Annotated in this window: 8 protein-coding genes; 3 read left to right on the top strand and 5 right to left on the bottom strand. The window is 50.1% G+C overall.

The annotated features are described in order from the left end of the window. Positions 1 to 2: 2 nt before the first annotated feature. The 5 genes from IPG80_RS18405 to IPG80_RS18385 form a co-directional block, all read right to left on the bottom strand. Positions 3 to 767, bottom strand: a complete 765-nt coding sequence (locus IPG80_RS18405) for a dolichyl-phosphate beta-glucosyltransferase (RefSeq protein WP_345110029.1) — start codon at positions 765 to 767, stop codon at positions 3 to 5. A gap of 54 nt (positions 768 to 821) precedes the next feature. Next, positions 822 to 1,988 carry a mannosyltransferase family protein gene (locus IPG80_RS18400; RefSeq protein ID WP_345110027.1) on the bottom strand — a complete coding sequence of 389 codons (1,167 nt, stop codon included), beginning with the start codon at positions 1,986 to 1,988 and terminating at the stop codon, positions 822 to 824. Further along, a complete protein-coding gene (locus IPG80_RS18395; RefSeq protein ID WP_345110024.1) occupies positions 1,985 to 4,471 on the bottom strand; it encodes a hypothetical protein in 2,487 nt (828 codons plus the stop codon). The genes IPG80_RS18400 and IPG80_RS18395 overlap by 4 nt, the downstream gene beginning before the upstream one ends. A 287-nt stretch (positions 4,472 to 4,758) precedes the next feature. After that, a complete protein-coding gene (locus IPG80_RS18390; RefSeq protein WP_345110021.1) occupies positions 4,759 to 7,770 on the bottom strand; it encodes a hypothetical protein in 3,012 nt (1,003 codons plus the stop codon). After that, positions 7,739 to 8,875 (bottom strand): polysaccharide pyruvyl transferase family protein, encoded by a 1,137-nt coding sequence (locus IPG80_RS18385; protein ID WP_345110018.1) that lies wholly within the window; start codon positions 8,873 to 8,875, stop codon positions 7,739 to 7,741. Before IPG80_RS18385 ends, IPG80_RS18390 begins: the two co-directional genes overlap by 32 nt. 222 nt (positions 8,876 to 9,097) lie before the next feature. On the opposite strand from IPG80_RS18385, the gene IPG80_RS18380 reads away from it, so the two are divergent. From IPG80_RS18380 to IPG80_RS18370, 3 genes are all read left to right on the top strand, one after another. Then, positions 9,098 to 11,710 carry a chemotaxis protein CheB gene (locus IPG80_RS18380; RefSeq protein ID WP_345110015.1) on the top strand — a complete coding sequence of 871 codons (2,613 nt, stop codon included), beginning with the start codon at positions 9,098 to 9,100 and terminating at the stop codon, positions 11,708 to 11,710. 12 nt (positions 11,711 to 11,722) lie between these two features. Next, entirely contained in the window at positions 11,723 to 13,609 is a 1,887-nt protein-coding gene (locus IPG80_RS18375; RefSeq protein ID WP_345110013.1) for an ATP-binding protein, read from the top strand. A 136-nt stretch (positions 13,610 to 13,745) separates the two neighbouring features. Then, positions 13,746 to 14,183: a CBS domain-containing protein gene (locus IPG80_RS18370; RefSeq protein ID WP_345110010.1), complete on the top strand. Its 438-nt coding sequence runs from the start codon at positions 13,746 to 13,748 to the stop codon at positions 14,181 to 14,183. Positions 14,184 to 14,195 lie beyond the last annotated feature (12 nt).

Genomic DNA, 14,195 nt, shown 5'->3' with positions numbered 1-14,195 from the left:
TCCTATCGGTAAACACCTTTCAGGTCATTCATCTTGACCTTCATCAGGTCACGTAAAAATCGTTGGACTTCCTTGCGTGTATCCACTTTAGAGCCGGGCGCGTCAATCCAAGAGACGGGGACTTCTGCGATCTTGTAGCCGTATTTCGAAGCCAGATACAGGATCTCCAGATCGAACGAAAACCCCATGATGGTCTGCTTGGTGTGCAGTTTTTGGGCGGCGTCATGCGTGTACATTTTGAATCCGCATTGTGTGTCTTTCACAGGAATGAAGAAGATGTATTTCACCATCCAACGCAGCCCGCCGCTGAGCACTTTTCGCAGCAGGGATTTTTTGCCTTCTTCGGCACCGTCTGCCGCCCGCGAGCCGACAGCCACGTCAAAACCGCCTTTTTCCAATTGATTGAGCAGCTTGCTTACTTCTTCGATGGGTGTGGAATTATCAGCATCTGCAAAGAGGACATACCTGCCGCGAGCCGCCAGCATTCCGCGCTGGACGGCGCTGCCCTTGCCGCCATTCTTCGGCGCTTTCAACACGCGCATATTTACGAGGTGCAGGTCTTCGCATAACACCACGGTGTCATCCTTGGAGCCATCGTCGGCGATGAGCAATTCCCACGGAAAGCCCAGATCTGAAACGTGTGAAGCGATCGCGCCAATGGTGGCAACGATGCGTTCGCGTTCGTTGTACGCCGGAATGACGATGGAGAGTTTGGGTTCTCCCGTGATCTCGTCAGTTTTCCATTTTGCATAATTTTCGTAAGGCATAACGACTCCTTATTTTTTTGCCCTGTTGGAGTTTTATCTCAACAGAGTGCTTGGTCACGCAACAAAGACCCAATTGACAAAAATGACCACGAACACACCCAGCAGGATGGTGAACGTGTAATTAAATATCCGGTCTATCCGATCATCGCGCCCCCACCATGCCATCATCATGAATGCTGGGAATTGTGTCAGTAGATAACGGATGATGCTGCCGATCGCACTTGCAGATGGGACGAAGAGCATGATGAGCACAAAGATGGCGTACCCTTCACCAAGTTTGTGCCAAATGAATGGGACCATTGCCAGGAAGAACAGGTAGAACGAGACATTCCAAAAACGCGTCAGCCACCCTTTGTTCACTTCGCCTTCCAGCAAGCCTATGATGTTTTTCTGTAAAACCGCCAGCGGACCGATATTCTCTCTTCCCCAAGCGGCTTGCACTTCAATGAACGCCAGCGGACGGTCAAAGTTGACCTTGAGGAAGTAGATAAAGACCAACATGCCTAATGGAATGAGTGAGATGATAATGATCTCGAACCAGTTCTTTTTAAATCCACTCCACAGATCCAGCCAGGTCTGTTTTTTGTGCATGGCGAAGAACGCCCAGCCTTGCGCGCGCAGCCACTCCCATAACACGAGCGCCCACATCAGAATGCCGAGGTTGCGTGTGGCGGCCGTCAGGATGCCGAACACGGCAGCCCACGCCCATTGATGTTTGCGGGCGAAGTACATGGTGGCTATGGAAAGAAGGACGAACATGCTCTCGGTGTATACCGAAGAGAAAAAGAACGAAGTTGGGAAAAACGCCAGGTAGTACACCGCCCGTTTGGCGGAGTCTGAGCCGAGTTCCAATTCGGTCAGCAGGTAGAAAAATATCAATGCGCCGAAAAATGCCAGATTGCTGACAAGGAATCCTGTCAGGATTATTTTGCCGTCAAATAGTTTGGAAAGTACCTGCACAGTCATTGGGTAGAGTGGAAAGAAAGCGACGTTGCTTTGCTGACCCGGTCGAAACCAATAGCCGTTGGTGGCAATGTCTACGTAATATTGGCTGTCCCATTTTGCCCACATGGAAAGGAAGGGGCTGCTCTCATCCGCGACCCAATGACCTTCTTCGGTGGGCAGCATGGTGTCGCCCAGGATGCCAGCGCCGAAGATGAGCAGGCGGCTGAGTGTGAACGCGAGCAATGGAATGGTGAGCCAATCAGGAAGTCGTTTCATTTTTCCACTTCCAGTTTGACATCTTCAAAAGTGACCGGTCCACCGTAGGCAAGTAACCCGATCCAGCCTTCTTGAGATGAGATGGTGATCTCTTTTGCGACCTCCGCGTCATTGACGAAGATGCTGAGGGTGTCGAGCTTGACCACCAGTTTAAGAGTGAGGGTTTCGCTTGAGTTTTCAATGGGGGCTGAGCCTTGACCTTTGAACTTGCCTTCATCATTGATCGAACCCCACCAAATGGCTTTGCCGCCATCTTTGAAACGGACGATATATGAGTTGTTCTTTGAGCCGCGCTCGCCCATATGGATGATGAAGCCACCGCCCGAATCGTCTGCAGCGGGCAGGCTGATCTTTGCACTGATGGTGTATTCTGAAGCCTGCACACCTGTGTTCCAGACATAATCCGAAACATCGCTGACGGTTTGTATGGCTTTGGCATTTTCGATCGTCCATTTGCCGCTGATGATGCGTTGGTCAGTGAAGCCATCCATGCTGTCGTAGGTACCCTGGAATACTGCTCCAACACCATCCACAACTACTTCGTCGTAGGTGACGTGTGCGCGTGAAGTAACCAAGCCAAAGTACCCGGCGTTATGTCCTGATTTATATGGAACTGCCTGAACGATCAAACGGTCGTCGAGATAAATGCTGTAGGTTTTTTCACTGCCGATGATGCGCAGTGTGTGCCGATCTGTTCCGGCGTTAGGTACATCGGCGTAGCCCTGGTTTTGGTATACGCCATTCTCGTCAAAATATCCCCAGACAATGGCGTTATCGCGCTTGTCAGAATAGCGCACCATTGAGCCGCCCGCAAGCCGCTCTGTGCTCGGCATGTTGAAAAGGATGCCTGCACCACTGCCTTCCACATGCACAAAGCCGGTTTGAATGCTGAAGTTTTGAAAAGCTGTCTTTGTATATACCGTGGCGAAGTCGAACCCATCCACTTTGGTTTGGACAAAATTGCCATCCGCGAATTTCCAGTCACCATTGAGGATCTTCCAGCCCGCATCGGATAATTTTCCATCGAAGACACCGCGATAGGGAGCGTCTGAGCCGCCGATTGAGGCGATTGGGGTAGGCGTTGCGCCAACTGCCTTTGTCGGTTGTTTTGTAGGCGCTGCTGTAGTAGGTGTTGTTTGTGTGGCTGCCTTGGTCGGTTGCGGCGTGGCGCTAGGTTGATTTGCCGTGACCGGATTCGAGGTCGTGCCGAATAAGGGGAAGACTTCCACATCCGAAAAGGCTGCCGAAGAGCGCGAAGTGACCAGACCAACAGCACCTTGAATGGATACAAGTGGCACATCGCGCGCGATCATTTCTTCGTCAAGAAAGATGTCGTAACTGTCGGTGCCTGAAAAGATCTGAAGGATGTGAGCTTCTTTGCCCGGGTGTGAAGCGTCTACAAAGCCCTGGCGGGTGAAAACACCTTTCGAGTCGTAGTATCCCCAAATGATCGAATCGGTCTCGTCTGAATATCGCACCAGGTGAGCGCCATTAATGGAATACGGCGAGGGCATGTTAAAGAACACCCCCGCGCCTTGCCCGGTGAGATGATTGAAAGTAGCTCGCAGGGTGTAATTTTCAAAGGTGCTGGTTTCATACCCGATCGCGGCATCGGTGAAGGTCGAGTCGCTTTGCAGCATTTGTTTCGAAGCGATCTGCCACGAACCGCTGATGGGAACCCAGCCTGCGCCGCCCGGTTCCTGGTCAAAGTCGCTGGTGTAGACCATGTCGCCGGGGTTTTGATTATCAGCAGTGGTTAATTTGTAATTATCAAATACAGAGGAACCCAGCGCATAAAAACCGAGCATGCCGTTCTTATAAAAGAGCGGGCGATTTTCGATCATGCGCTGTCCATTGACCTGCACCAGATAGGAATTGCTGTATACATAGATATCCAACCGGAATTCGGTGGTGTTCATGCTGAGTGGAACTCGCGCCTGTGTGACGAATGCCCCGGTTTCGTCCATGTACCCGGCAACCAATTCCAGCGTTTCCGCGTTGATGCGATCGATATATGCCCTGTGTTGTTTTGCGATCAAGTCGGGATATTGCGCGTTGAAGGAAAGCCCTGATTGCTTCGTGTCTTTTTTCAAGGTGATGAATACGCTGACATGATACGGCGCATCTTCAGGGACCTTGAGCGGAATGTGCAGCTGCCCGGCTTCTTCTCCGCCGACAGTTTGCATCAACGTTCCGGTGCGAAGCGTCCACACACCAGAGGGCGAGAACCAGCGTTTGAGGTTAACATCGTCAAAGGTTTGGGTATAAGGCAGAGTGTATGTAGTGACGGGTTGTTCAGGTGCCACCAGGATCTGCAATGCTGCGAAGATCATCACTGCTACACTCACCAGTGCTGCGGCAGAGATCAATACGCGATTCGATGGCAGTCCGGGGATCTTTGTCCGCAGTCTGTTTAGCATCTCATTTAGACGGGTGATGAGAGGTCTTATCTTTTCGATGTAGGGTTTTATGAAAGACATCATGGTTTGGGATTTCCTGAGTAGATTTTATGACGAATGGCTTGTATGCCGCGTTTCATTCTCGTTCTCAAAATTCTTACCTTTCTGCAAATTCTGGTTGGCGGCAATTTTGTACTTTAATAGTCTGATTTAACTCAAGTTGCTACCTTCATAATAATAGGCTGTGTCACCCTGAGGGAGCGCGGTTTTCGCGACCGAAGGGTCTCTGGCACAACCCTGTAGAGATGCTTCGGGGCAAAAAAACGCCCCTCAGCATGACATAACGAGTTGTGGGTAGCAACTCGGGTTATTTATGGTTCTTCTCCCTGCATAATGACCGAGCCGCAACACAACTCGTTTGGCTGAACAACCGTCACATTGGCGGGCAATGCCAGATTCTGATATGCCTCTTCTGGAATGACCAAAATACCCTCGACCAGCATGGGAGCATCGTTGAGCTTTGAAAAGTAGATCGGGTACTTGCCCTTACCGGCAGTTACCACACCAAGGTCGAAGAATTGGTATTGGTAATTCACCACCACCACATCGGTGGGAATGAGCTGCCCCAATTCTTTAAGCGTGTACTGGCTTACATCCAAGGGCGTTCGGCTGGAAGAGAAGACCAGACGCTTGTCGAAGAATGCCAGATTGGATGGGTCTGACGCGAGCGAAATACGCAGCGGCTCGGCGAATAACTTTGATTCCATTTCCATATCCACAGCCGATATCGCGCCGCGCATCAACAGGTGATATTCGCCAGCTTCGGGCAGGGTCACATCAATACGGAAGGGTGCTTCACGCGGCACGCCAATGAAGCCGCCTTCGATGGTGCCCCACAGCCCGGGTGTGATCATATCCAACCGGTTGTATTTGCTATCCGAGAAAAATTGAAACAGCCGAAACATGGGTGAGAGGTAGTACGAACTGGAGATCTGTTCCGGGTCAAAGGGGAGGATGACGCTGCTCGGGCGGGCGAACTGTGTCTTGTTGGCTTTCAGGTACAGGTCCAGCGCCGATTCGTGTTCGTCGTCGGTGACTAGAGTCAGCGAGTCGAATGATTCCAGGTCGCCCACCACCATCGTATGGCGCAGGTCGTAATAACGGGTCAACTCCAGGTTGGATGACAAAATGCGGATGAACGAATTCCAGTCCACATCCAGATAGAGCGGCACACGCTCGGCAGTAGGCAGATCGGTGAATTCATAGAGCACATAACTTTCGTTCTCCATCAACTTCTTCACGTACCCGTCACGCGAATCCAATTCAGGGATCAGAATGCGTTCCACCTCGCGTAAATATTCCTGTCCGCCCACCGTGTTTGCCACCAGTTCTTTATTCACCACAATATATTTCAGATCGAGATCACGGGCAATGTTGATCCACCAGGGTTGCTGGTAATACAACGCTCGCAGCATCAAAAAGAACTCATGCTTATTATCCGAGTCGCCGGTCAGTCCGTAGTAATAACTTGGCAGGTCAAGATAATAAATGTGGAACTTATCAATGAACTTGTGCTCCACACCGTTGATATCCACGATCACCTTGGCGGTCTCGGTTGGCGGCAATACCACCACCTTGCCGGGCGGCAGCTGCAACAGTGCCTCTTTCACTTCCTTTAAAGGACCCACCGGGTAAGGTGTGAGAAAGTGGTGAAAATCTCCCGATGTAAAAACGATGCGGTATGACTCGTTCGAGAAGATCGGTACCATGAACAACAGAACCATCATCACCGGGACGAAGCGCCCCGCTTCTTTCTTAACTGCGGTTTGCTTCTGTTTCAGTTTGCTTTTTGCTTCGCCGATTCGTTTTCCCGTTAGAACCCAAACGACTTCGCCGAAGCCTTTTTTCATGAAGGTATCGTGCAGCCAGATGATGGAAATGGAGATCAGGATGGTCGCCACCATGAAGGTGACCAGTTCAAAGCGATGTGGGAATCGCAGTACTTGTACGATCGTCCCCATGAGTTTGACGACCAGGTCACCGACGCCGGATTGGAGCTTGTTCGCGATCACGCTGATAAATGCCATTGTTCGGTGAAAGGTCGGCAACCAGGACGGACCGGAATACCCCAGGGTTGCCCACATGGTGAAGAATGTGACCACGTACATCACATTCATGAAGGCTTTTAGCTCGGCGGTATGGAATATCTCATCCCGTGCGCGCTTCAGGAACAACGGAATGAAGAGCAGCAGCATGTAGATCATGTTCGAATAGCGCGGCACTTTGGCGAGATAATCGCCTGTGAATTCCTTGTCCATAATGCCTGCCATATCGAAGGCGAGTACATGCCCAAGTGAAATGGACGCATCTTGAATAAAGTAAAAATCTCCGGGTACAGTCTCGGAGAGATTCGGCACGCCGCGCAAGGCGTAGAATTTTACAAAGAGAGCGTAGGGTAGCAGCGTGCCCAACCCGAGCATGGCAAAAGCGCCCACGCACCGCCAAAAACGCACTTCCCGGAACAGCCTGCGCCAATCTTTTTTGAAGATTTGCCATCCGTTCCACCACATGCGCGGACGGTAAATATTGCGCCATGAACCGTCTTTGAATACTGCAATGCCGTCCATGACGACGAGCGTGAGCACGGCAAATGCCATATACAGCGCAAAAAGGATCAGATAATGAACGGCGGGGTTGAAGAGTGTGATGACACACGCTGCGATGATCGGTTTATATGGATTCTTTTGCGGGAAGATCAAGCCGTATGTCATCAGTGTGATCGAGACAAGGCATAACGAAAAACCAAGGATAAGCGTGTAAAAATGCGTGATCTTGGCATACGCCATAATGATGAAGATCATCAACACAGGGGCTGCTGTTAATTGATACACGGCTTCGGGTTTGTATTGCGGCAGGATGCGTACTAAAAGCAAGGCGACAAATAGATAGGAGAGATACGTCACCCCCGGTACGACCAGCACAAGCGCAAACGGCAGGACTTTGTAGTAGCGCAGCCAGGTCGTCAGGATCGAGTATCGAACGCGGAACTCGTATCCGTTGGTGAGCTGGTTGAATTTGCCAGCGGCTTGGTCGATCAACTGACTGTTGGGGTTAAAAAATGGCACGAGCTCGTCACCGTTGATGACAGCTTCACCATTCAAAACCAGTGGAATGTTGGCAATGACATGGCGAAAGGTAAAGAAAGAGAGTGAAAAATAGATCACGCCCACTATGAGCGCGATCCGCTGGGTTGCGGAGAGTCGCTGTACCCAGGCGGCAGGTTTGGGAACCTCAACAACAACCGGCGGTTGAAGCGCCAGAGCGTTGATCGAGGGAGAGGCAGTTTTCCGCTTAGCGCGGGATTGCCTTGGCTTTGAGGTCATCGAAGTATCTCCCCAGTTTCATGCGCAGGAGTGTGCTGCGTTCGATCAGATGCATGCCGATCTCATCGTATGCGGAAAGGACAGATCGAATCCCTGCTGTCAGGTCTTCTGAGCAGAAGGAGTCGTTGATGTTTCGGGCGTATGTGTTCATGCCGAGATAATCCACCAACTCTTGCACCTTCACATCGTAGATCAGCCCGTAGAACGGTTTCCCCAGGATCGATGAAATGACCAGTGTATGCAGGCGTTCAGCGAGAACCATGTCTACACTGGCGATGATCTCTGCGGCTTCCTGTGCGGTTTGCGGGTCATGCAGGATGAATGGGATGTCGGGAATCTTTTTGGAAAATTCCTTTAATATCGAAAGATCGTCATGAGCTTTGAATTTGCTCTGCATGGGCAGGGCGTGGATCTCCAGAGGTGTGGCTGCGTGCAGTTCTTTCAGTGAGGCGGCAAGGTTCGCCTGGAATGGTTCCCAGGCTTCGGGTTTTTCAATGTCGTAGTTCAGGTTTAGGGCAATGCGGATCTTGTCTGATCGGGGCAGCGGCTTGGGGGTTGAGATGAAGACCTCGGGCGGGTTGGCAAAAACAGCATCCGGGACGAGGTTTACTTTCAATGGAGAAAGACCCAGTTTGAGCGTGGTGCGATGCGATTTCTCGTCGCGGACGGAGAGGAAATCCACCTGGCTTAATATCCAACGAGCGAGCATTTCTCCGCGGGGAGTCATCAACGGACCGACGCCGATGTTACTCATGATTACTTTTTTGCGAGCGACCTGCTTTGCGAAAGTGACTGTGGCGAGGATCATCAGCAGGGTGGAGTAGGGGTTGCGCCCGACGCTGGCATAAAGTTCTTTGATGATACTGCCGCCGCCAAAAAAGATGACTTTACTGGTGAGAAGATACTTGAGGAAGCGCGGCAGTTCACGTGTGGTGTGAAAAGACTCCACGTTGAATTTGGGGCGCATGGCGTTTTGGGTGAATGCCGGGTCGTAGGAGTTGACGGCATAGGTATGCTCTTCGCCTAGTTGGGAGAGAAAGGTCTCAAGCAGAAGTTCGTCGCCGAGATTGAATTGTCCATGTGTGCCGAGGAAGAGGATTTTCATAGATGTCAGCCTTTTTATGACTTGATGATACTCACTTCATTTAAAAAAGCACCTGACAGGAAGGTTACAATTTATTTTGCGTAATTGAAAAGTGGATGCGGTATGAACACTCTGGGTGACTGGCGAATTTCGCGTGTTTTTAACGGGTGAAAGCGATATAATGGTTTAGACGATTTATTTATTTGAGGGCGTTTTGTACCTCTTTGATTAAGGACCCTCACCATGCCAAACGTATCCAAGCCCAAAGCCAGTAAGGAAAAAAAGACGAACGGAAAACCGGTGCGTCGTAGTGTTTTTCCCATTGTTGGCATTGGCGCATCGGCAGGTGGGTTGGAGGCATTGGGGGTATTCCTGGCAAATGTGCCCGAAAAAAGCGGACTGGCTTTTGTCATTATTCAACATCTTGACCCCACTCATAAAGGGGTGATGGCGGAATTGCTTCAGCGCGAAACGCCCATGCCGGTCGTTCAAGTCAAAGACCGGATGAAAGTAAAGCCGGATTGTGTTTACATCATTCCGCCCGACAGGGATCTTTCCATTTTGAATGGTGCGCTCCATTTGCTGGAGCCGGTGGCTCCGCGCGGGTTGCGTCATCCGATCGATTTTTTCTTTCGCGCTTTGGCAGATGATCAGCAGGAGCGCAGTATTGGGGTGATCCTTTCAGGAATGGGTTCCGATGGGATGCTGGGGTTGGGCGCCATCAAGGAAAAAGGGGGGGCTGTTTTTGTGCAAGACCCGCTTTCGGCTAAGTTTGAAGGAATGCCGCAAAGCGCAATTGACGCTGGCGTAGCAGATGTCATTGCCCCGATAGCGGATCTGCCGGGCAGGATCCTTTCTTATTTAAGACACCCTGGCTTGCCGGTTAAACCCGTAGGGAAAATAGAAGAGAAGCTGGATAGTTCATTGGAGAAAGTCGTGATTCTGCTGCGGGCGCAGACGGGACATGATTTTTCACTTTATAAAAAGACCACGATCCAGCGCCGCATTGAACGGCGGATGGGTCTGCATCAGATCACTCGCATCGAAATGTATGTGCGTTTTCTGCGCGAGAATCCGCAGGAATTAAAGATCCTGTTTCAGGAGCTGTTGATCGGGGTGACGAATTTCTTTCGCGACCCGGAAGCCTGGGAGCAGTTGAAAAAGGATATCCTGCCAAAGCTGATCGCCGGAGCAGATACCAATCGAATGTTGCGTGCCTGGGTGCCAGCCTGCTCCACGGGTGAAGAAGCTTACTCACTGGCAATTCTGTTTAAAGAGGTTCTGGAACAGGTCAAGCCTGCCCGGAAGATCACTTTGCAGATCTTTGCGACCGACCTGGATCTGAACGCGATCGAAAAAGGACGCGAGGGGATTTTTCCCGCGAATATCGCCGCCGATGTTTCGGCGAAACGGCTGTCACGATATTTCACCAAGGTGGATCGCGGATATCAAGTGGTAAAAGCCATTCGTGAGATGATCATTTTTGCACCGCAAAACATCATCATGGATCCGCCCTTTACCAAGCTGGATCTGATCAGTTGTCGTAACTTGCTGATCTATCTGACCCCCGAACTGCAAAAGAAATTATTGCCTCTCTTTCATTACAGCTTGAAGCCAGGCGGCTTTTTGTTTTTAGGCAATGCTGAAACGATAGGCTCATTCACCCATCTTTTTTCTCCATTGACTGGAAAGAACCGCTTATATCAGCGCAGCGCATCAAAGCTGACCTCCGGATTGCCCGAGTTTCCTACAGCCTTCTCCCTGCTTCAAGCAGATGCCCCTGCCAAACTTCCCGGATTAAATAATAACCTGCAATCAATAGCGGAAGAATTGATCCTGCAGAATTATTCCCCGGCAGCGATATTGACCAATGAGGGCGGAGATATTTTGTTTATTAATGGGCGCACCGGGAGATATTTGGAACCAGCCTCGGGTAAGGCGAATTGGAATATTTTTGTCATGGTGCGGGAAGGACTGCGCTACGGTCTGACCAATGCCTTCCAAAAGGCAGTTCACTTAAAAGAGACTGTCGTTCTCAAGAATTTGGAAGTGGATACGGCTGAAGGCAAACAGACCGTAGATATCACCATTCAACCTATAAAAGGAGCGAGTCATCTTAAAGAGAATGTCTTGATCGTTTTTTCCGATGTTCTCTTGAAACCCAAAGCAGTAAAAGCAAAATCGCGCGGTTTGCACAAAGATACCGAGCGCGTCATGGAGTTGGAACAGGATCTCGACCGTGCGCTTCAGGAAACGCAAAGTATCCGGGAAGAGATGCAGACCTCGCAGGAGGAACTTAAATCTGCGAATGAAGAACTGCAATCCACGAACGAGGAATTGCAATCTACCAATGAAGAATTAACGACCTCGAAGGAAGAACTGCAATCCATAAATGAAGAGATGCACACGGTTAATCAGGAACTGCAAGCCCGGCTGGATGAGCTTTCGCATGCGAACAACGACTTGAAGAATTTGCTCGATAGCACAGATATTGCCACCTTGTTTCTGGATGGTAATTTGCGGGTACGTCGTTTTACCAGCGAAACCGGAAAGATCACCAAGCTGATCTCCGGCGATATTGGGCGACCGATTACAGACATTGCCTCCGCGCTGCTTTACCCCGAGCTGGCGGAAGATGCCCTTGAAGTCTTGCGGACTTTGATCAAGGTAGAAAAACAGATTCCAACTCAAAATGGACGCTGGTATGCGGCGCGCATTCTGCCGTATCGCACATTCGAGAATATGATCGATGGAGTGGTGGTCACTTTTTCAGACATCACCGCTTATAAGAAACTGGAAGAAGAACTGAAGAAGACCGAAGAAAGACCGTCCTTCCAATCGGATCCAAAAGAATAGAAGGTACCCGCCATGAAAACGAATTCCGTACACTCGATGAATAAAACCAGTATGCGCCACCAAGCAGAGGGGATATTGATCGAACGGAAGACGGACACCGCGAATCGCTCCGCCAGCATGAGCGATAATCTGAGCCTGATCCACGAGTTGGAGGTGCATCAGATCGAGTTGGAGTTACAGAACGAAGAATTGATCCAGGCTCGGGCGGAAATGGAAGCGGCACTCTATCGTTATTCAGACTTGTATGATTTTGCGCCCGTTGGTTATTTTTCCATGACTCATAATGGCATGATCAAGGAAGCCAACCTGACGCTGACCAAAATGCTCGGTGTGGAGCGTTCCAGACTGCTGGGCAGTCGTTTTCTTGGTTATCTAAAGCAGGAATACCTGCTCGAGTTTGGGAATTTCCTTGAAAAACTGGATGCCGGAAAAGGGAAACGATCCTGCGAATTGGCACTGGATCGAAACGGCGAACCTTTTTGGGTGCAGTTGGAAGCCACATGTTTTGAAGGTGGAGAAACGAGCCGCGCTGCGTTAACGGATATTAATGGGTACAAGCATTCAGAAAAAAACCTGCACCAGCGGGTAACCGAACTTGAACTGCTTTACGAGAGCGGGCTGGTTCTGAATCGGCTGCTTGATCTACAAAAGATCGGCGCAAGGATTGCTGATCTGCTGGAACTGCGCATGGACTGGCACCATATTCTTATCCTGTTGTATGAGCCTTCGAAAGATTCGTTCGAAGTGCTGGAAGTGCGCTACGCTGATGCAATTGAAGTCCCGATAGACGCAGATGCGTTGAAAACTTTGAATATGAAGGTCTCCCTGCCGGGGATGGGGCTCAGCCGTGCGGCATTTCAATCTCAACAGGTCATTCGCAGCGGGCAACTCGAAAAAGAACCCCAGCACATCGCAAAATTCAGGGGCATGCACTCGGGACTGTATGTTCCCATCCTCTCCGGAAAAAATTCGGTCGGGGTGATCAGCATTGAAAACCGCAAACCGAACGCTTTTTCAGAAAATGACGAGCGTCTTGTTTACACACTGGCGAGTCAGGCAGGGGCTGTGTTGGAAAATGCCAGGCTTTTTCAAATAGCTCAAACAGAACTAAAGGAAAGAGCGAGGGTTGAACAACTTCTTGCCGACGAAAAAAATCAGCTTGCCGCCCGGGTGGAAGAACGCACCGTGGATCTGGTGAAGGCGCTCCGTGCAAAAAATGAATTTCTTACCAGCATGAGCCATGAATTACGCACACCGCTGACGGACATCCTTGGATATTCCGAGTCTTTACAGGAGAATACTTACGAGACACTGAATGAAGGGCAATCCAAAGTCATTCGTTCGATCGAGGAGAGCGGACAGCATTTATTGAATTTGATCAATGACATTCTTGATCTTTCCAAGGTGAACGCCGGTTCCATGGAGGTAAGACTGGCGCCGTGTTCACTCGAAGAGATCTGTAATGCCAGTCTGAAATTGGTGAAGGGCATGGCAGAAAAGAGGAAACAGCATGTGCATGTTGTCTTTCCTGTCCAGCCGATTCTTATTCATGCCGATGCGCTGCGTTTTAAGCAGGCGTTGGTGAACCTTTTGAGCAATGCAATAAAATTTACCCCTGTTTCAGGAGATCTGGGATTGAATGTGGAGATGGGCACAGGGAATGAGAGTGTAATCATTATGGTCTGGGATAAAGGCATTGGCATTAGCCCGGAGAATATTGTGAAACTTTTCAAGCCGTTTACCCAGATCGATACGAGCCTCGCCCGTGAATATGCCGGTACGGGGCTGGGTCTCTCTCTGGTAAAACATTTTGTTGAGCTTCATAACGGCAGGATCGAAGTAGAGAGTGACCTTGGTGTAGGCAGTCGTTTTTCCATAACGTTGCCCCTGGCGCATTAGAGCGTGTTTTGGAGATTTGATTTTTTCGCACATAGGACATATCCATGCAAGGTAGACCGCTCTTCTGTTTGTGCTTGTCATTCTGACAATTCTTGTCTATACTGTGAGAAATTTAAACCACGCCAAGGAGATGACAATGTCCACAGTGCGCGATATGATCCGCAAGAAGGGTAGTGAAGTGTTCTCCATTGCACCGGATGCGACCGTATATGATGTGTTGACCATTATGGCAAAACACAACTCCGGGGCTCTCATGGTGGTCCAAAACGGAAAAGTGGAAGGTATTATTTCTGAAAGGGATTGCGTGCGAAAAATGGACCTTGAAGGCAGATCGCCAAAGACCACCAAGGTCAGCGAGATCATGACCAGCAAAGTCATTTACGTGGAAGCAAGTCAGCAATTGGAAGAGTGCATGGCTTTGATGATCGACAAGAATATCCGCCATCTGCCTGTCTACGACGGCAAAGACCTGCTTGGGTTGATCTCCGTCCGTGATGTATTGAAGGAGGTCATCGACGTGCAAAAGTTCATGATCTCCCAATTGGAACATTACATCACCGGCGGCGGACGATAGGAAAAGGAAAAG

Origin of the sequence: Candidatus Villigracilis vicinus, assembly GCF_016702885.1 — a bacterium.
GTDB lineage: Bacteria > Chloroflexota > Anaerolineae > Anaerolineales > Villigracilaceae > Villigracilis > Villigracilis vicinus.
Note: the sequence above shows the minus strand (reverse complement) of the source record. Positions and strands in the feature narration are given on the sequence as shown.

Excerpts from the sequence above, each read along its gene's own strand:
- IPG80_RS18400 (WP_345110027.1), bottom strand. The coding sequence starts at position 1,988 with ATGAAACGACTTCCTGATTGGCTCACCATTCCATTGCTCGCGTTCACA.
- IPG80_RS18405 (WP_345110029.1), bottom strand. The coding sequence starts at position 767 with ATGCCTTACGAAAATTATGCAAAATGGAAAACTGACGAGATCACGGGA.
- IPG80_RS18385 (WP_345110018.1), bottom strand. The coding sequence starts at position 8,875 with ATGAAAATCCTCTTCCTCGGCACACATGGACAATTCAATCTCGGCGAC.
- IPG80_RS18390 (WP_345110021.1), bottom strand. The coding sequence starts at position 7,770 with ATGACCTCAAAGCCAAGGCAATCCCGCGCTAAGCGGAAAACTGCCTCT.
- IPG80_RS18375 (WP_345110013.1), top strand. The coding sequence starts at position 11,723 with ATGAAAACGAATTCCGTACACTCGATGAATAAAACCAGTATGCGCCAC.
- IPG80_RS18395 (WP_345110024.1), bottom strand. The coding sequence starts at position 4,471 with ATGATGTCTTTCATAAAACCCTACATCGAAAAGATAAGACCTCTCATC.
- IPG80_RS18370 (WP_345110010.1), top strand. The coding sequence starts at position 13,746 with ATGTCCACAGTGCGCGATATGATCCGCAAGAAGGGTAGTGAAGTGTTC.
- IPG80_RS18380 (WP_345110015.1), top strand. The coding sequence starts at position 9,098 with ATGCCAAACGTATCCAAGCCCAAAGCCAGTAAGGAAAAAAAGACGAAC.